Annotated in this window: 18 protein-coding genes and 2 tRNA genes; 8 read left to right on the plus strand and 12 right to left on the minus strand. The window is 68.1% G+C overall.

Annotated features, from left to right (window positions below; translation table 11 throughout):
• The first annotated feature begins 70 nt into the window (after window positions 1–70).
• Window positions 71–310 (plus strand): cell division protein CrgA, encoded by a 240-nt coding sequence (locus tag CQ034_RS13755; protein WP_091028134.1) that lies wholly within the window; start codon window positions 71–73, stop codon window positions 308–310.
• A 280-nt stretch (window positions 311–590) separates the two neighbouring features.
• On the opposite strand, the gene CQ034_RS13760 is transcribed toward CQ034_RS13755, so the two are convergent.
• Window positions 591–1,484, minus strand: coding sequence for a rhomboid family intramembrane serine protease (locus tag CQ034_RS13760; RefSeq protein ID WP_105711475.1), 894 nt, complete (start codon window positions 1,482–1,484; stop codon window positions 591–593).
• Between the two features lie 21 nt (window positions 1,485–1,505).
• The gene (locus tag CQ034_RS13765) at window positions 1,506–2,063 is read right to left on the minus strand and encodes a peptidylprolyl isomerase (protein WP_029264182.1); all 558 of its coding nucleotides are present in this window, start codon (window positions 2,061–2,063) and stop codon (window positions 1,506–1,508) included.
• Between the two features lie 144 nt (window positions 2,064–2,207).
• On the opposite strand from CQ034_RS13765, the gene CQ034_RS13770 reads away from it, so the two are divergent.
• Together CQ034_RS13770 and CQ034_RS13775 are read left to right on the plus strand one after the other, a co-directional pair.
• Window positions 2,208–2,714 (plus strand): DNA helicase, encoded by a 507-nt coding sequence (locus CQ034_RS13770; protein WP_105711491.1) that lies wholly within the window; start codon window positions 2,208–2,210, stop codon window positions 2,712–2,714.
• 56 nt (window positions 2,715–2,770) lie between these two features.
• The gene (locus CQ034_RS13775) at window positions 2,771–3,226 is read left to right on the plus strand and encodes an aminoacyl-tRNA deacylase (RefSeq protein ID WP_181156323.1); all 456 of its coding nucleotides are present in this window, start codon (window positions 2,771–2,773) and stop codon (window positions 3,224–3,226) included.
• Window positions 3,227–3,228: 2 nt separating this feature from the next.
• Here CQ034_RS13775 and CQ034_RS13780 read toward each other — a convergent pair whose 3' ends face one another.
• Both CQ034_RS13780 and CQ034_RS13785 read right to left on the minus strand, forming a co-directional pair.
• Entirely contained in the window at window positions 3,229–3,651 is a 423-nt protein-coding gene (locus CQ034_RS13780; protein WP_029264185.1) for an NUDIX hydrolase, read from the minus strand.
• A gap of 44 nt (window positions 3,652–3,695) precedes the next feature.
• Complete coding sequence (locus CQ034_RS13785; RefSeq protein ID WP_105711492.1) at window positions 3,696–5,291, minus strand: amidohydrolase; 1,596 nt, start codon at window positions 5,289–5,291, stop codon at window positions 3,696–3,698.
• 127 nt (window positions 5,292–5,418) lie between these two features.
• On the opposite strand from CQ034_RS13785, the gene CQ034_RS13790 reads away from it, so the two are divergent.
• Entirely contained in the window at window positions 5,419–5,865 is a 447-nt protein-coding gene (locus CQ034_RS13790; protein ID WP_105711476.1) for a DUF1801 domain-containing protein, read from the plus strand.
• 48 nt (window positions 5,866–5,913) lie between these two features.
• Here the strand turns inward: CQ034_RS13790 and CQ034_RS13795 are convergent, their stop codons facing one another.
• From CQ034_RS13795 to CQ034_RS13810, 4 genes are all read right to left on the minus strand, one after another.
• On the minus strand, window positions 5,914–7,338 hold the full coding sequence (locus CQ034_RS13795; RefSeq protein ID WP_105711477.1) for an aldehyde dehydrogenase family protein: 1,425 nt from the start codon (window positions 7,336–7,338) through the stop codon (window positions 5,914–5,916).
• A gap of 130 nt (window positions 7,339–7,468) precedes the next feature.
• Window positions 7,469–8,647, minus strand: coding sequence for an N-methyl-L-tryptophan oxidase (solA, locus tag CQ034_RS13800; RefSeq protein ID WP_105711478.1), 1,179 nt, complete (start codon window positions 8,645–8,647; stop codon window positions 7,469–7,471).
• 40 nt (window positions 8,648–8,687) lie between these two features.
• Window positions 8,688–9,824, minus strand: a complete 1,137-nt coding sequence (locus CQ034_RS13805; protein ID WP_105711479.1) for a tyramine oxidase subunit B — start codon at window positions 9,822–9,824, stop codon at window positions 8,688–8,690.
• Entirely contained in the window at window positions 9,821–11,365 is a 1,545-nt protein-coding gene (locus CQ034_RS13810; protein ID WP_105711480.1) for an APC family permease, read from the minus strand. The genes CQ034_RS13805 and CQ034_RS13810 overlap by 4 nt, the downstream gene beginning before the upstream one ends.
• A 156-nt stretch (window positions 11,366–11,521) precedes the next feature.
• On the opposite strand from CQ034_RS13810, the gene CQ034_RS13815 reads away from it, so the two are divergent.
• The 4 genes from CQ034_RS13815 to CQ034_RS13830 are packed head-to-tail and all read left to right on the plus strand — an operon-like array spanning window position 11,522 to window position 14,463.
• On the plus strand, window positions 11,522–12,433 hold the full coding sequence (locus CQ034_RS13815) for a helix-turn-helix domain-containing protein (RefSeq protein WP_105711481.1): 912 nt from the start codon (window positions 11,522–11,524) through the stop codon (window positions 12,431–12,433).
• A gap of 58 nt (window positions 12,434–12,491) precedes the next feature.
• Window positions 12,492–13,628, plus strand: coding sequence for a Xaa-Pro peptidase family protein (locus CQ034_RS13820; protein ID WP_105711482.1), 1,137 nt, complete (start codon window positions 12,492–12,494; stop codon window positions 13,626–13,628).
• Window positions 13,628–14,059, plus strand: a complete 432-nt coding sequence (locus CQ034_RS13825; protein ID WP_105711483.1) for a hypothetical protein — start codon at window positions 13,628–13,630, stop codon at window positions 14,057–14,059. The genes CQ034_RS13820 and CQ034_RS13825 overlap by 1 nt, the downstream gene beginning before the upstream one ends.
• A gap of 29 nt (window positions 14,060–14,088) precedes the next feature.
• Window positions 14,089–14,463 (plus strand): HNH endonuclease, encoded by a 375-nt coding sequence (locus tag CQ034_RS13830; protein WP_029264195.1) that lies wholly within the window; start codon window positions 14,089–14,091, stop codon window positions 14,461–14,463.
• 110 nt (window positions 14,464–14,573) lie between these two features.
• On the opposite strand, the gene CQ034_RS19465 is transcribed toward CQ034_RS13830, so the two are convergent.
• From CQ034_RS19465 to CQ034_RS13850, 4 genes are all read right to left on the minus strand, one after another.
• Entirely contained in the window at window positions 14,574–15,389 is an 816-nt protein-coding gene (locus CQ034_RS19465; RefSeq protein WP_146114850.1) for a hypothetical protein, read from the minus strand.
• 133 nt (window positions 15,390–15,522) lie between these two features.
• A tRNA-Ala gene (locus CQ034_RS13840) sits at window positions 15,523–15,595 on the minus strand.
• A 26-nt stretch (window positions 15,596–15,621) separates the two neighbouring features.
• Window positions 15,622–15,695: transfer RNA gene (locus CQ034_RS13845), tRNA-Ile, on the minus strand.
• 85 nt (window positions 15,696–15,780) lie between these two features.
• The coding region (locus CQ034_RS13850; protein ID WP_258134218.1) for a hypothetical protein at window positions 15,781–16,658 on the minus strand (878 nt) is incomplete at its 5' end.

The raw sequence follows: 16,658 nt of genomic DNA on the forward strand, positions 1-16,658 counted from the left end.
TCGGTGAGCCCGCCGTCTCTCGCACGCTGCGGACTCGGCGGCTCATGGGTCTGATGGGTACAATGACGGCATGGCACGTGACCGTAAGAGTGAAGAACCCGTCGTAGAGCGCGCCGAAGGCGAGGCCGCTCCCAACGCGGTGTGGTTCAAGCCGGTGATGATCGGCTTCATGCTGCTCGGTCTCGCGTGGATCCTGGTCTTCTACATCTCGGGCATGCAGTTCCCGATCCCGGGTCTCGACAACTGGAACCTGGCCATCGGTCTCGGCATCGCTCTGATCGGCTTCCTGATGACCACTCGTTGGCGCTGACGCCACTCCTTCTTCCCGAAAGGCCCCTCGCACAGCGAGGGGCCTTTCTTCATACTCCGAGTGAGGGACGGCTCAGGCCAGGGCGCGGGGTTGTTCCCGGAGCGAGCATCGGGAGGGACCCGCGAAGCGGGAGGGACCCGCTCTGCGAGCGAAGGGAACGACCCCGCGCCCGACCCACAAGCTGAACCGAGCGGAAGTTATCCACAACCTTCTCCACAGCCTGGGGAGAATTACACCGGTGTTATTCACAGGGGTTAACAACCCTGTTAACAACTCGGGATCAGGACAAAATCAGCAGCGGCGGGATGAAGGCGACGACGACGATCAACAGGACGACGAGCGCCGAGAGGAGAACGATCTGCCAGGTGCGCTGGTCTCGACGCCTCGTCCGGGTGTAGATGAGGGCGACCAGAGCGCCGACGATCGCACCGCCGAGGTGCGCCTGCCAGGAGATGCCACCGGCGAAGAAGCCGAAGGCGAAGTTGATGCCGAGGATCACGAGGATCCCGGTTACGTTCGCGCCGATGTGGCGGCCGATGATCAACAGCGAGGCCAGCATTCCGAAGATCGCGCCGGATGCGCCGACCGTCGGGTCCAGGGGGGCGAGGAGGGCGACCGCGACCGATCCGCCGAGGCCGCTGATCAGATAGAGGGCCAGGAAGCGGGCGCGGCCGAGCATGGGCTCGAGGCTCTGCCCCAGCATCCACAGGGCGAGCATGTTCAGCGCGAGATGGATGAAGCTGCCGTGCACGAACAGCACGGAGAGGAGGCGCCAGGGCTCGAAGCCCGCACCGAAGAGGTTCGGGTAGAGATACGGCGCGTAGAAGGCGAGTGCCTGCGTGATCGGCCCGTTCATCCCGGGGATCAGCTGCACCAGGCCGATGAACGACGTGACGGCGAGCAGTACGTAGGTGACGATCGGCTTGCCGCTGCGGGCGATCGCCATGGTGCCGCCGCTGCGAGTACCCCACCGACGCTGGGCCTTCTTCTGCGCGGGGGTGCGGTTCTTGCGCTCGGCGTTCATGCACTCCGGGCAGATGACGCCGACGGGTGCCTGAGTCTGGCACTCGGGGCAGATGGTGCGCATGCACCGCTGGCAGAGCACGAAGCTCTGCCGATCCGGATGCCGGTAGCAGAAGTTGTCGCGATTGCTCGTGAACTCAGGCGTGGTCATCCGGATCGGCCGCAGCTGTCGTCAGGCCGCGACGATGTCGATCGACTGCAGCACGACGGGCTCGACCGGACGGTCTCCGCCGCTGGTCGGAACGGCACCGATCTTGTCGACGACGGCGCGGGAGGCGTCATCGGCGACCTCGCCGAAGATGGTGTGCTTGCCCTGGAGCCACGGGGTCGGGTCGGTCGTGATGAAGAACTGCGAGCCGTTGGTGCCCTCGGGCTTGCCGGTGATGGCGTTGCGGCGGAGGCCGGCGTTCGCCATCGCGAGGATGTACGGCTTGTTGAAGTCGAGCTCCATGTTGATCTCGTCGTCGAAGTTGTAGCCGGGGCCGCCGACGCCCTGTCCGAGGGGGTCGCCGCCCTGGATCATGAAGTTCGGGATGATGCGGTGGAAGATGACGTCCTTGTAGAGAGGACCCTCGCCCGGCTTGCCGGTGGCGGGATCGGTCCACTCCTGGGTGCCGTCGGCGAGGCCGACGAAGTTCTTGACCGTCTTCGGTGCGTGATCGCCGAAGAGGTTGATGACGATGTCACCGTGGTTGGTGTGCAGGGTTGCGACGTGGGAAGCGTGAGCCATGCCTTCATTCTCGCAGAGCTTTCGGTGAGTTCGCCCGGCGTACCCCGGATCCGCCGACAGCGCAAGGGCCGGGCGATTCCCGCCCGGTATCCAGCCTCCCGTGGCAAGATGGGGAACCCGTACTCCAATGGACAGGAGAGCATCGTGAGCCTCAGCCGCAAGCGGAAGAAGGAACTGCGTCGTCTTCAGAACGACGCGAACCAGCTCTGGGAGAACCAGCAGGTGCTCGTCGGTCACGCCGCCGATGTCGCCCGCGAGGCCGGACGTCAGCTCGGAAACATCAATCGTGAGCAGGTCGTGCCGGTCATCCAGGACACGTACAACCGCCGTGTCGCCCCGGTCGTCGACCGTGGCGTGAAGCTCGGCAAGCACGTCGTCGACGACAAGTTCGTCCCGATCGTGGGCGGAGTCGTCGGTTCGGCTCTCACCGCGTGGGACGTCGCGAACGCCAAGCGCCACGGTGTGGCCGCACCGGCTCGTCGGGGCGATTTCGGCAAGAAGCAGAAGTCGGGCCCGGGTCTCGGCTCGGTCATCGCGATCATCCTCGGTGCTGCTGCCGCCGTCGGTGTGCTCTACGCCGCATGGCAGGCGCTGCGTGCCGATGACGAGCTCTGGGTCGCGGACGACCCGCTCGCCGCGCCCGACGCGTGACCCCGTCTGATCTCGCCTCCGTCGCCTCTGGTGACGGAGGCGATCGGCATGCGCGGGTGCGGGATGCGGCCGCTGCTCGCGGGCTCGACATCGAGATCCGCGAACGCCCCGCTGCCGGCAGCCTGTTCGAGGCGGCCGAGCTGCTCGGCATCCCGCCGTCCGGCATCGTCAAGACTCTCGTCGTCAAGCGCTCGGACGACACCTTCCTGTTCGCCCTCGTGCCCGGCGGACGCTCGATCTCGTGGCCGAAGCTGCGCGCCCTGGTCGGCGTGAACAAGCTGCGCCTGCCCGAGCCCGAGCTCGCGCTCCAGGCGACCGGCTACGAGCGGGGCACCATCGTTCCCATCGGCAGCACCACGGATTGGCCGATCTATGCCGACGAGTCCATCGTGGGTCAGCGCATCGCCATGGGTGCCGGCGCTCACGGGTACAGCCTCTTCGTCGAGGCGGACGACCTCATCGCCGCGTACGGGGCGACGGTCGCCGACATCTCGGTTCCCGAGGAGCGCTGAGCTCAGAGGATTCCGGCCATGCGCATCGCGATGTCGACGAGCTTGACGCGCTGCAGCTCGGCCACGGACTTCAGGGGAAACCACTCGGCCATGTCGGTCGAGCCGTCGGTCTCGAAGCGCAGCTTGCCGCCCGTGACCTGCGCGCGATAGACGATGCGCAGCGTGTGCAGCGGATCCGCAGCCTTCTGCACGCGGCGTCCGGCGGGGATGACCCGGGAGTGGATGCCGAGGAGCTCGCCGACCTTCACGGTGTAGCCGGTCTCCTCCCGGAGCTCGCGGCGCACCGCATCCTCCGGCGACTCACCGGGTTCGAGTCCGCCACCCGGCATGGTCCATGCGACGCGACGGCCCTCGGTCCACCGCGCCAACAGCAGACGCCCGTCGTCATCGGTGACGACCGCGTACGCCGCGACACGCAGGTCCATGGATCACACACTATCCGGCAGCGAGGACCCCGGATGACCGCGTGTCAGACGATCCGGACGCCGCCCACGTAGGTCGCCATCACCCGCGTCGCGGCGAGGTCTTCGGCCGAGACCGTGAGGGGATCGCGGTCGACCACGATGAAGTCGCCGAGGAGTCCGGGTGCCAGCGCACCCACCTCATGCTCGCTGAGGAGCTGCCACGCCGCGTTCGTGGTGTGGGCGAGGAGGGCCTGCTCGCGGGTGGCCGCCGTGCCGCCGGGCATCCGATATCCGTTGCGCGTGGTGCGGGTCTCGGCGACGGCCATGTTGCGGAAGGGCTCGTTGGGGGTGACCCAGCCGTCGTTGTGGAAGGTCGCCCGGTGACCGGCGGCGAAGGCGGCACCGGCATCGGCCCAGGCACCGCCGTGCTCCGGGCCGAAGAGGTCGTCGACCAGCACCTCTCCCCAGTAGGTGATGTGGTCGACAAAGAGACTGACCGTCACGCCGAGGGCCGCCGCGCGCTCGAACTGCACGGGTGTCATGGCTCCGCAGTGCTCGAGGCGGAAGCGGTGGTCGGTGAGCTCTTGCTGCCGGATGAGCTGCTCGTACACGTCGAGCGTCGCGTCGATCGCGAGGTCACCGTGCACATGGCAGGCGAGCTGCCAGCCCGCGGCGGCATAGGGTTCGGCGATCGCGCCCAGCTGTTCGGCCGTGTAGTTCGCGTGTCCGATGTGATGCGGTTCGAGCCCGAGGGAGCGGGTCGCCGGGGTATCGAGGTAGGGGAAGGAGGTGGCGATGTTGCCCACCCACGGAGAGCCGTCGGACCAGGTCTTCACCCCGGTCTGGCGGAACACGGGATCGCCGTCACTCGGCGGAGCCACGACTCCGCCGGGACGGGACATCTCGTACCACCGCAGCCGCACCGGCATCGCACCCTGCGCCCGGAGGGCATCGATGAGCGGGTTGAGGTCGGGGTTCCACGACAGGTCCGACACCGTCGTGATGCCCCGGGATGCGAGGTCGTGCAGGTGCGCGGGGAGGATCCGGGGGAGATGCTCCTGCGCCTTCGCGAGCATCGGCGCCACGACCTGCTCGACCGCCGCGGCCTCGAGGGCGACGCCCGTGAGCTCCCCCGCGGCATCACGGCCGAACGAGGCGCCGACCGGATCGGGGGTTTCCCGATCGATGCCTGCGGCGAGCGCGGCCGCGGTGTTGAAGTACACGGAATGACCGGAGTTGTGGATGACGACGAGGGGCACGTTGCCCGCGAGCTCGTCGAGGAAGCGGATGTCGGGGTCGGGCAGTCCGCGCTGCAGCAGAGCATCCCACCCGTTCGCGAAGACGGCTTCGCCGCCGGCATCCGCCACCGCCGCTCGGAGCGCGGCGAGGACGCCTTCCGCCTCGGGGATCACGACGGGACGGAGGTCGACCACGAGATCGGACAGCAGGATCGCGGAGAAGCCCGGATGCCCGTGCGGCTCGATCAGACCGGGCATGACCCAGCCGTCGAGGGCTGTGGTCTCGGCATCCGGGAAGCGGCGGAGGAGGTCGTCCGTCGTCCCGACGGCGACGATCGTGCCGTCGTGGACGACCATCGCCTCCACTTCGGCGTCGGCGCTCGGGACGAGCGGACGGATACGGCCGGTGAAGACTGTCGTCATGGCGTCAGTCTGGCAGTCGAGGTGCCGTCGAGGTGCCGTCGAGGATCGATCACGAATCGAGAAGCACACCGCGGCCGAGCGTACGTAGTCTGAATCCCACACCAGCAGCACATCGAGAGGACCGACCATGGCCGAGAAAGAGAAGAACTTCAGCGCCGAGGAACGCGAAGCCATGCAGGCCGCCGCGAAGGAGGCCCGCACCCGTCGTTCCCGGGCGAAGAAGTCGCCCGAAGAGCTGCGCGCCGCGGGTGAGGCCGACATCAAGGAGGCGATCGAGAAGCTGACGCCCGAAGACCAGGCTCTCTCGAACAAGCTGCACGCCCTCGTCTCCGAGGTCGCCCCTGAGCTCGTGCCCCGCACCTACTACGGGATGCCGGCGTGGGGTCGCGACGGCAAGGTGCTCTGCTTCTTCCAGCCCGCGAGCAAGTTCAAGGTGCGCTACGGCACGTTCGGTTTCGAGCCCATCTCGAACCTCGACGACGGCACCGTCTGGCCGACCGCCTACGCGGTCACGGATCTCACGAAGGCCGACCTGGAGTTCCTCGCGGACCGCATCCGCGTCGCGATCAGCTGACGCCCCCGCCGAGAAGGGTGCGCGGCCACGGGCCGCGCACCCTGTCACTCAGCCGTTGATGACCTGCGGCACGGCGACCGACTTGAGTCCCTCGACCCCGAACTCGAGGCCGTAGCCCGACGACTTGTGGCCGCCGAACGGGATCATCGGATGCACACCACCGTGCGAGTTGATCCAGACGGTTCCGGCCTGGATGCGCGCGGCGACCTTCCGCGCCTCCTCGCGCTCACCCCAGACCGACGCCCCGAGGCCGACATCGAGGCCGTTGGCGCTGGCGATCGCCTCGTCCACATCGGTGTACCGGATGATCGGCAGCGCGGGACCGAACTGCTCCTCGTCGACGAGGGCCACCCCGTCGGTCACGTCGGCGACGAGCGTGATCGGGTAGAAGAGCTCCCCGAGCTCCGTCGCCGGTGCACCACCCGTGACGATCCGGCCGCCGTTGCGCGCCGCGTCGTCGACCAGGTCGCGCACGATCTCGAACTGGGCGCGGTTCTGCAGCGGACCGAGCACGTTCTGCTCATCCAGGCCGTTGCCCATCGGGGTCTGCCGAGCGACATCGGCCAGCGCGTCGACGACCTCGTCGTAGACGGAGTCGTGCACGTACAGGCGCTTGAGCGCGGCACAGGTCTGTCCGGTGTTGATGAACGCGCCCCAGAAGAGATCCTGCGCGATCGCCGTCGCGTCGACGCCCGGCAGCACGATCCCCGCGTCATTGCCACCGAGCTCGAGCGTGAGGCGGGCGAGGTTCTGCGCCGAGCTCTCGACGATGCTGCGCCCGGTCGCCGTCGAACCCGTGAACATGACCTTGCCGATGTCGGGGTGGGAGGCGATCCTCGCCCCCACCTCGCGGTCTCCGGCGACACCGATGAGCACATCGCGGGGGAGCACCCGGTTCATGACCTCGATCAGCGCCAGCACACTCAGCGTCGTGTATCCGCTCGGCTTCACGACGACCGTGTTACCCATGCGCAGCGCCGGAGCGATCTGCCAGATGCCGATCATGAGGGGCCAGTTCCACGGTCCGATCGCACCGACCACGCCGATCGCGCGGTAGTGGAGCTTGGCATGGGTCTCACCGTCGTCCACCACGGTCTCCGGCTCGAGGGGCGTCGCGGCGGCGGTGCGCAGCCACGCGGAGCACGCGCCCACCTCGAAGCGGGCATTCGGCCCGTTGAGCGGCTTGCCCTGCTCGCGCGAGAGCAGCCGGGCGAGCGGCTCGGCGTTCGCGTCGATCGCATCGGCCACCCGGTTCAGGAGCGCACTGCGCTCCGCATGGCCGAGTGCATCCCACCCGGGCTGCGCCGCCTTCGCCCGCGCGACCGCGGCGTCGAGCTCCTCGACCGTATGCACGGGCGCCCGGCCGATCGGTTCGCGCGTCGCCGCGTCGACCACTTCGCGGCCCTGACCTTCGGGGGCGCCGACGCGCTCCAACAGGGCGGCCTCGTCCAGAACCGGGGCGTTCTCCGACATCACTGTCTCCTCACGATGGGGTGCGCGACAGGTTCATCGCGCAGTTCGAGTCTGTGCTCGGGGGCCGAGCGGGGTTTGACTGCCCGTGCGGCGCGCTTGTCGGTCCGTGACCGAAGAGCGCGGACCGGGCTCAGTGACCGCCGCCGCGGTACGCACCGACGGTCGCCAGCCGGTCGAGGTGCGCGGCCAGCGAGAAGTGCGGGTCGATGCCGGCATCGCTCGGCCGCGTGGCGAGCCGCGCAGCCCATTCCCCGAGCACGGGCGCGAACTTGAAGCCGTGACCCGAGAGACCGGTCACCGTCACGACCCGCTCGCTCTCGCTCACGTCGACGATCGGGGTGCGATCGGGCGTGTAAGCGCAGTGGTGCACGCTGGAGCGCACGGGCTCGGGGTTCAACGACGGGAAGAACTCCTTCGCCTGCTGCCCGATCTTCGCGAGTTCGTGTCGCGTGTACTCCCGCGGAACCTCGTCGACGTCGCGGGCGACCGGCCAGGTCGGGTTGCTGCTCGCCTTGATCGAGTATCCGTCGAGGCTCGGCGCTCCGAAGAAGTGCACGGGGCCGACGTCGCGCAGGAACGCAGGGAACCGCTCGGGGAGGAAAGGGGCGATGTCCGTGGGCATGAACCAGGTGAGTCCCAGGACCTGCAGTCGCAGCAGGTCACGCAGTCGACCGTCGAGTCGTGTCGACCAGGAGCCGGAGGCGAGGACCACGGTGTCAGCGCGGATCGCCTCGGTCGGGGTCCGCACCACGACGCCGCCGGGTTCTTCTTCGATCGCGAGCACCGGGGTGTGGAAGTGCAGCTGCGCGCCGGCGGCCTCGGCGAGATCGAGCGCGGCCATCAGCGAGACCTCGGGACGGATGCCGCCGCCGTGGTGGTCGAGCACCCCGACATCGCCGTCGTGCACGTTGTGCTGTGGGTGGGCGCGACGCAGCTCTTCGGTGTCGTAGAGCGTGTGAGGCAGGTCGAACTCACGCACTGTCTCGAGTGTTGTGCGCATCTCGACCCGGTCGGGCTGTGCGATCGACAGCGCACCCACCTCGAGGTAGAGCTCCCGTCCCGACTGCTGCTCGAGTTCACGCCACAGCCGCCGCGACTCCTGGAGCATCGGCACGTAGCGACCACCCTCGTGATAGGCCGTGCGGAAGACCCGAGACTCGCCGGCGTAGGAGCCGCGGTCGTGCACCTTGCCGTACTGCTCGATGCCGATGACCTCGACGTCGTCACGCTGCGACAGTCGCCACGCGGCGAGCGCACCCACCGCCCCCAGCCCGACGATGACGATCCGCTTCCTGACCTGCGCACTCATGGGAACTCCTGACGAATGATCGATGGGGGACGGACGCCGGTCATGCGAGAGCCGGAGTGTCCCAGAGCAGCAGTTCCGTGCCGATGCCCTCGGCCATCGCACGCCGGTAGACGACGGTCCCCCACGCGACGTCTTCCACCGGCATCCCGCCGACGGAGTAGAGGAAGATGTCGTCCTCCGTTCGGCGCCCCTCTGCCTGCCCGCTCATGATCGCGGGGAGGTTCTCGAGAGCCTCGTCGCGCACGTCCCCCGAACGGATGCGATCCAGCAGGTACATGCCGTGGAGGCCGATGTGCTCGTGCGCCGGGTGCGGCACCTCTTCGCTCCACGCCTCGTACAGCCCACGGAAGTCGGCGACGTGTCGCGCTCCGTGGAGCAGTTCGTCGTCGATCATGATGTCGGCGGGCAGGCTCACCAGCGCACCCGGTTTGAGCCACCGCTTCTCGATCCGCACGTAGTTCGCCGAACCGGCCGGCGTCGTGGGGGCGACCGTGACCAGATCGCTGTCGCGTACGGCATCCTCCACACTGTCGACGACCGTGACCGTCGTGAACTGGGGGTACTCGCGCCGCACCCACCCCACGAAGGAGTCGATGCTCGATCGGCTGCGTCCGGCGACCTTCAGGGTGTCGAGCTCGGGGCGCACGGCCACGAAGGCTTCGAGCGTCGTCCGGTTCATCACGCCGGGTGCCACGATGCCCACGCTCCGCGCATCGGGGTTGGCGAGGTGGCGGGCACCGACTCCCGGCACGGCGCCCGTGCGATACGCACTCAGCAGGTTCGCCGACATGTGCGCGAGGGGTGCGCCGGTGTCCTTGTCGCTCAGCGTGAGCATCAGGATCGACCGAGGCAGACCGTTCTCGCGGTTGGCCATGTTCGACCCGTACCACTTGCATCCGGCCGTCTGGAAGGTGCCGCCGAGGTACGCCGGCATCGCCATCATCCGGCGATGGGGTCCGTCGAGCGGCATGCCCTCATGGGCGGATTCGGCGGGGAAGGTGACCATCGAGCCGTGCGAGTTCCCGTCCGGTCCGCCCATCCGGTAGTCGCCGGCATCGACGAGACGCAGGGTCTCCTCCATCACGTCGACGCACAGCCCCATGTCAGTGACGCCGGCCGCGATCGTGTCCGGCTCGGACAGATACCGGAAGGTCAGTCTGGTGTCAGTGGTGCTCACAGGTTTCCTCTCGTCGCGTCGACCACCGGCTCGGGCTCGCCCAGGATCGGAGCCTCCGGCAGCTCGGTGCCGTGGCCGATCTGGCGATAGACCTCCGGCCGCGCCCTGCGCAGCCACAGCGCCCACACGACGGCCAGGGCCGAGGGCACGAGCAGCACAGCGGGAAGGATGAAGGTCGTCGGGGTGGACTCGGCCTGACCGAGCAGCACATCCCAGTTCAGAAGGATCAGCACCCAGACGATCGCGAGCGCCACGAACGCGATGATCGGCGCGACCAGCCGGCTGCCGGCGCCCACCTCTCGGCTGTCGCGGCGGAAGAAGCCGATCACCGCGACCGAGACGAGCACCAGGAGCAGCACGAGTCCGAAGGCGCCGAGGTTGGTGAGCCAGGTGAAGAGCGTGATCACCGGGTACGGTCCGTTCTCGGGGTTCCAGCCCTGCTCGCCGATCGCGAAACCGACGATCACGATGACCGCGATCGCGGACTGCAGGAGCGACCCGGCCCACGGCGCACCGCTGCGAATGCGGACGGTACCCAGCACCCGGGGCAGCACGCCCTCGCGGCCGAGCGAGAAGGCATACCGGGCGACCGCGTTGTGGAAGCTGACGAGGGCGGCGAACAGGCTCGTGATGAAGAGGATCGACATCACATCGACCCAGATCACGCCCAGGTGCTCGGCGACGAAGTTGAAGAACAGCGGAGGGCCGGCCTCTTCCGGCGAGATGCCCGCGGGGTCGGTGATCTTGCTCGGGCCGACGGCGAGCGCGAGCGCCCACGAGGAGATGGCGTAGAAGATGCCGGAGACGCAGACCGCGAGGAACGTCGCACGCGGGATGGTGCGCTTCGGGTCCTTGGACTCCTCGCCGTAGATCGCGGCCGACTCGAAGCCCATGAACGCGGCGATGCCGAACGCGAGGACGGCCCCGACTCCCGGGACGAACAGCGCCGAGGGGGTGATGGGTGCCGCCGTGAATCCCTCGGCCGGGTTCCCGAAGGCGAACAGGTCGAACACGATCACCGCCACGAACTCCAGCGCGACGAGCACGCCCAGCACCTTCGCCGAGAGATCCACCCGGTGGACTCCGAGCACGCCGACGAGCACGATCGTGAGGAGGACCCAGACCCACCAGGGGCTCGCCCAACCGGTCTTCGACTCGATGAACGAGCTGATCTGGAACCCGAGCATCCCGTAGATGCCGATCTGCATGGCGTTGTAGGAGAGGAACGCGAGCACCGAGGCCCCGACGCCGGTCGGGCGACCGATCCCCTGCGCGACGTACGCGTAGAACGCGCCGGCATTCGTGACGAACCGGCTCATGGCGGCGTAGCCGATCGCGAAGATGCCGAGTGCCACCGCGAGCACGATGTAGCCGAAGGGGATGCCGTCGACGTGCGTGACCGCGTAGGCGCTGGTCACTCCGCCGGCGAGCACGGTGAGCGGCGCGGAGGCGGCGATGATCATGAATGCGACCGCGAAGACGCCGAGGCGCCGATGCTCGGCCGTTCTCGTCGTCGAGGTTGTGGGAGTGGACGTCACCATGGCACAGCTCCTTCGATGCTCGGGTAAGTCCTCATACTCGCCAGGGGGAGCCGTCGTCGATTGACGGCGAGAGCAGAACACTTGTCTACGCGGGCACAGCGCACGAATGCTAAAATGCAGCATCGTATATGATCGGCCACAGTGAGGTGAGCCCTGATGCAGAGTCTGTCGTTCCTCGACTACCGCCATGCGGTCTCCCGCGCCGTCGTCGCGCTCGACGTGACAGCGCCGGAGCAGGATCGCTTCCGGGGGGCGATCGACGCCACCGCTGCCGGCGACATCCACGTCTTCGCGATCGACGCCGACGGGCACGGCGTGCATCGCACTCCCTCCCTCATCTCCCGCGCCCCGCAGCAGTACTTCAAGTTCTCCCGCATCGAGCGCGGGAGCGGCATGATCGTGCAGGACGGACGCGAGACCGCACTCGGCAGCGGCGACATGGCGCTCTACGACACCGACCGTCCGTACTCCCTGCTCTTCGATGACGCCGTGCAGATGTCGGTGGTGATGTTCCCGAAGGTCCTCCTCGACATCCCCGCGGAGGACACCAGCCGCATCACCGCCACGCGCCTCAATGCCGGTGGAGCGCTGGGGGCGATGGTCGGTCCCTACCTCGGCTCGCTCGCGGAAGGTGCACACCACCTCGACAGCCGCATCGCCCGACGGATGCTGCGGACCGCGGTCGACATGCTGAGCACGGTGCTTGAGGCGAACCTCGTCGCGACCGACGGTCCGGTGAGCGCACACTCCACGACGCTGACGCACATCCTCACGTACATCGACGTGCACCTCGCCGACAGCGAGCTGTCTCCGTCGCAGATCGCGGCGGCGCACTACATCTCGGTGCGGCATCTGCACTCGATGTTCAGTGAGCAGGGGGCCTCGGTCTCCACGGTCATCCGGCGACGCCGACTGCAGCGCTGCTACGACGCGCTGACCGACCCGTATCAGGCGCACCGCTCCATCGCCGAGATCGCGATGAGTGCGGGCTTCGTCGATGCGGCGCATTTCAGCCGTGTGTTCCGCGCCCAGTACGGAGTCCCGCCCCGCGCCGTGCGCGCCGGTTGACGCCGGGTCCACGGAACGCGGGTGCCGTCGCGGGTACCCGCGCAGTAGCGTGGAACCCGTGAGCACACTGCCCTTCCCCGCCTCCGTGTACGCCGCCCGCCTCGCCCGCGCCGCATCCCTCGCCGCCGAGTCCGGGCTGGATGCGATCATCGTCGGGCCGGGCCCCGACCTGCAGTATCTGCTGGGCGTCGAGGGCGACACGATCGAGCGACTGACGGCCCTGGTGATCGGCCCCGACATCGCTCCGACGGTCGTCGTGCCGCGGATGGAGCTCGCGAAGGTTCGCACCACCGCTGTCGGTGAGCTCGGACTCGCGGTCGCCGACTGGGTCGACGGCGAAGACCCGTACGCGCTCGTCACCGAGGCCGTGGGTACGGTCTCCCGCGTCGGCGTCTCGGATGCGCTGCCCGCGCTGCACGTCGTGCCGATCGGCGAGCGTCTCGGAGTGCGTCTCGAGCTGGCGACACCCGTGCTCCGCGAAGGACGCATGATCAAGGATGCCGAGGAGATCGCCGAACTGCGCCGAGCGGGGGAAGCGATCGACGCGGTGCATCGCCGCGTGCCGGAGTGGCTTCGGGCCGGACGCACCGAACGCGAGGTCGCGGCCGACATCGCCGAGGCCATCGTGGCGGAGGGCCACCGCACGGTCGAGTTCGTCATCGTCGGATCGGGCCCGAACGGTGCCGACCCGCACCACGAGGTCTCGGACCGGATGATCGAAGAGGGCGACACCGTCGTGGTCGACATCGGTGGTGCGGTGCCGAGCGGCTACAACTCCGACAGCACGAGGACCTACGTCGTCGGCAGCCCTGACCCGGAGGCGGCCGAGCGCATCGCGGTTCTCGTGCGCGCGCAGCAGGCGGCGGTGGACGCCGTCCGTCCGGGCGCGACGGCCGCACAGGTCGACGCTGCGGCCCGCGACGTGCTCGCGGCTGCGGGTCTCGGCGAGGCGTTCCTGCACCGCACCGGCCACGGCATCGGCGTCTCGGTGCACGAGGAGCCCTACATCGCGCCGGGCAACGACCTGGTGCTGCGGGAAGGGATGGCGTTCAGCATCGAGCCGGGCATCTACTTCGCCGGCGCGTGGGGCGCGCGCATCGAGGACATCGTGATCGTCACGGCCGACGGCGGCGAGCGGTTGAACGTCGCCCCGCACGAGCTCGTGTCGGTCGGTGCGCACGCGATCGGTTCCTGATGGACGACGTATCGGCGCGGCCGCAGAGTCCCCAGAAGATCTCCGCCACCCACGGCGGTCTCATCCACGAGGTGAGGATCAGCTGGTGGCAGACCGATGACTGGCAGTGGGTGGTGGTCGTGAACTCCCCGGAGCTCGGCGCTGTCGAGCGGCAGGCGAACGATGCTTTCGAGGCGCTGTGCCTGTTGCGGGAAGACCTCGACCCGCGCGGGTGGCGGTTGGGGGTCGCCGGTGCACGGGCCGACGTCTGGCCCAGTGGCATGGCGCGCGATCAGGGTGGTGGTCTGAGCGCGTACCGGCTCGGCGCCGCTGGTCCGCAGGACCTCGTGTTCACGTTCAGCCCCGTGGATCCGACGACCGTCGCTTCCGTCGCAGAGCAGCGCACGGCGGCTGACCGCTTCTTCTCGAAGTTCGGCGGCGGCGGGCGTTGAGCCCGCATCCACCGCGGTAGCATCAGCGCATGCGCCGCCCCCGCAAGGTCTCCTCCGCCAACGCGTCGCCGGCGACACGTGCGCGGTACGCCAAGCGTCGGACGAACCGACTCGCCAAGGTCGACAACGATCTCACCGACGCCCAGTGGCACGACCTCATGGATGCCTGGGGCGGATGCGCCTACTGCGGCGGCGAGGGGGCCGCGTTGCAGCGCGACTGCATCCAGCCCATCTCGCGCGGCGGCCGCTACACGCTCGAGAATGTCGTCCCTGCCTGCGCATCCTGCAACGCCAGCAAGCACAACGACGAGGTGACCGGCTGGCTTCGCCGGAAGAAGCTCGACGAGCGCACGTTCCTCGTCCGGCAGGCGACGATCCTGCGCGATCTGCGTCCGGTCGAGTGAGGCCGAAGCGCGTGAGCGCTGAGGTCTCGTCCCGCGCAATCGTCGGGTCCGTCCCGAAGACGGGAGAAGCTCCTGGGGGCCGAGCACTGTGCGTGCTACGTCTCCAGCATTCAGCCCGTGAGGATCGCTTTGCGAAGCACAGCTTCGATCTGTGATGCCCGTAAGGAAACGCGCCCGACGTTCGCATAGTGAACGGCCTTATGCAGAGGGGACCCCGTCTGCTCCACCAGATCCCGAAACCGGACGGCATCTGGATGCTTGGCCGTACCGGAAAGCCAATTGTGGGCATGATCCCCCAGAGCGATGAGCAATGGCGGACGGCCATGGTTCGCACGCGTCAGGACTTCGAGCTCGAAGCTGAGCACCGCCAGACCGTTTTCGATCGCAGGGTGGGATCGTCCGTCGAACGCTCTTGCGAGGTCCGGTCCATAGGGCGTGGGCGCCAGCTTGAACACGTCCGTGATGTACGGCGCGGGGTACTCCGCTGGAAGCCCTGCGTCGAAGGCCGCGAGCTCGACGCTCGCTCGGAGGAAATGGTCGGTAGACGTCGGCCCTGGATGATGGAAAGGGGCGAAGTCAGCGGACGTGGGATCCAGACTGCTACCGGCGAAGTTGAGACCCAGAAGCGCCACGCTCGGAGTGAGCGGATAAGGTGAGGCCTCGAAACCGGCCCGGTCCGTGTGAGCGATTCGCGTGAGGTCGGCGATAGTGGCTTTCAACCCCGCGGCACTCGTTGCTGAGGAGAGATGCCGGTTCTCTGCGGTGATGCGTGGGGCAGCACCGCAGGGTCCCCAGTGTGCCCACGATGAAGCTTGCCCCAGACGCCATTCATTCGGATCGAGCTTGTCATTGGTTATGTCGTGCTCGCGCAGTTCAACGTATGCGTCATAGCTGAGCCCTGGCAGGGTTCTGTGCGTGTCGGGCATCCGGCACCTCTCATGTCGTCAGTCTCGACGCTACTAGCCTCGATAACCATCGGAGATCTGCTGCGGTGGCCTTCCCTTTCCGACCCGGAAACAGAAGAAGCCCCCGGCAACTGCCGGGGGCTTCTCGATCCTGTGGAGCCTAGGAGATTCGAACTCCTGACATCCTGCTTGCAAAGCAGGCGCTCTACCAACTGAGCTAAGGCCCCGTGAGGGAATTTCTTGAGTTAAAGGGTGGGGCTACCAGGACTTGAACCTGGGACCTCTTCATTATCAGTGAAGCGCTCTAACCGCCTGAGCTATAGCCCCGTCAACCTCCAAGACTTTACCGGAGAAACACGGAAAATCCGAATCGAGGGGGAGGACCCCGGAGAGTCCCCACCCTCGACGGTGTTCAGCGGCCGGGACGGATGGTCGCGGTGCCCGCGGAGAGCGATACGTCGATGGTCCTTCGCGAGCTGGAGCCCTCGTCGACCTTGGCGTTCAACGTGCCGGCACTGACGTCCTGGGTGATCGCGTACTCGACGTCCGGCACGGTCAGATCGAGCGTTCCGGCATTGACCTCGATCGTCGTCTCCGAGGGTGCCGTGCCGGTCAGCTCGACCGTCAGATCGCCCGCAGAGACGCCGAGGTCGGCGCGGGTGACTCCGTCGAGGAGGATGTCGGCGCGACCGGCGTTCATCTCCGCGTCGAGCTCTCTGGCCGACCCTTCCACGTCGAGGGCACCGGCGTTGACGCGCACGTCGAGCACTCCGAAGTCACCCACGACGTCCAGGCTGCCCGCGTCCAGATTGAGATCGGCATCCAGCGCATCGCCGCGCAGGCTCTCCGGCAGCGTGAGGACGGCGATCTCCTCATCACCGAACCAGTTGCCGAACCACCAGCCGAACACCCCGTCGGGGCTCCGGACGATCAGTTCGTCACCGTCGCGGTCGAATGTCCACGCGGTGCCGCGGCCGTTGGTGATCGAGAGCTGTGCCTCATCGACATCGCCGAACTCGACGCGCATGGTGCTCGCATCCGCATCGACGTCGATCCCCTCGATGCCGTCCACGCCCACGGTCTGCACCGAGTCCGGACGGCTCGAGGACACGATGTTCCCGGCCGCAGCCGCAGCGGCCGTTCCTCCGGCACCGAGCAGGGCGATGCCGCCGACCACGGCCGTGATGACCATGACCGCCGTCGTTCCCGAGGAGCGACCGCCCGGAGCACCGGGCGGGGGAGGCGTCGGAGCCGCCTGCGGGGCGGGCGTCGAGGGTGCCTGCGTCTGCG

The organism is Microbacterium sp. MYb45 (assembly GCF_002979655.1).
Classification (GTDB): domain Bacteria; phylum Actinomycetota; class Actinomycetes; order Actinomycetales; family Microbacteriaceae; genus Microbacterium.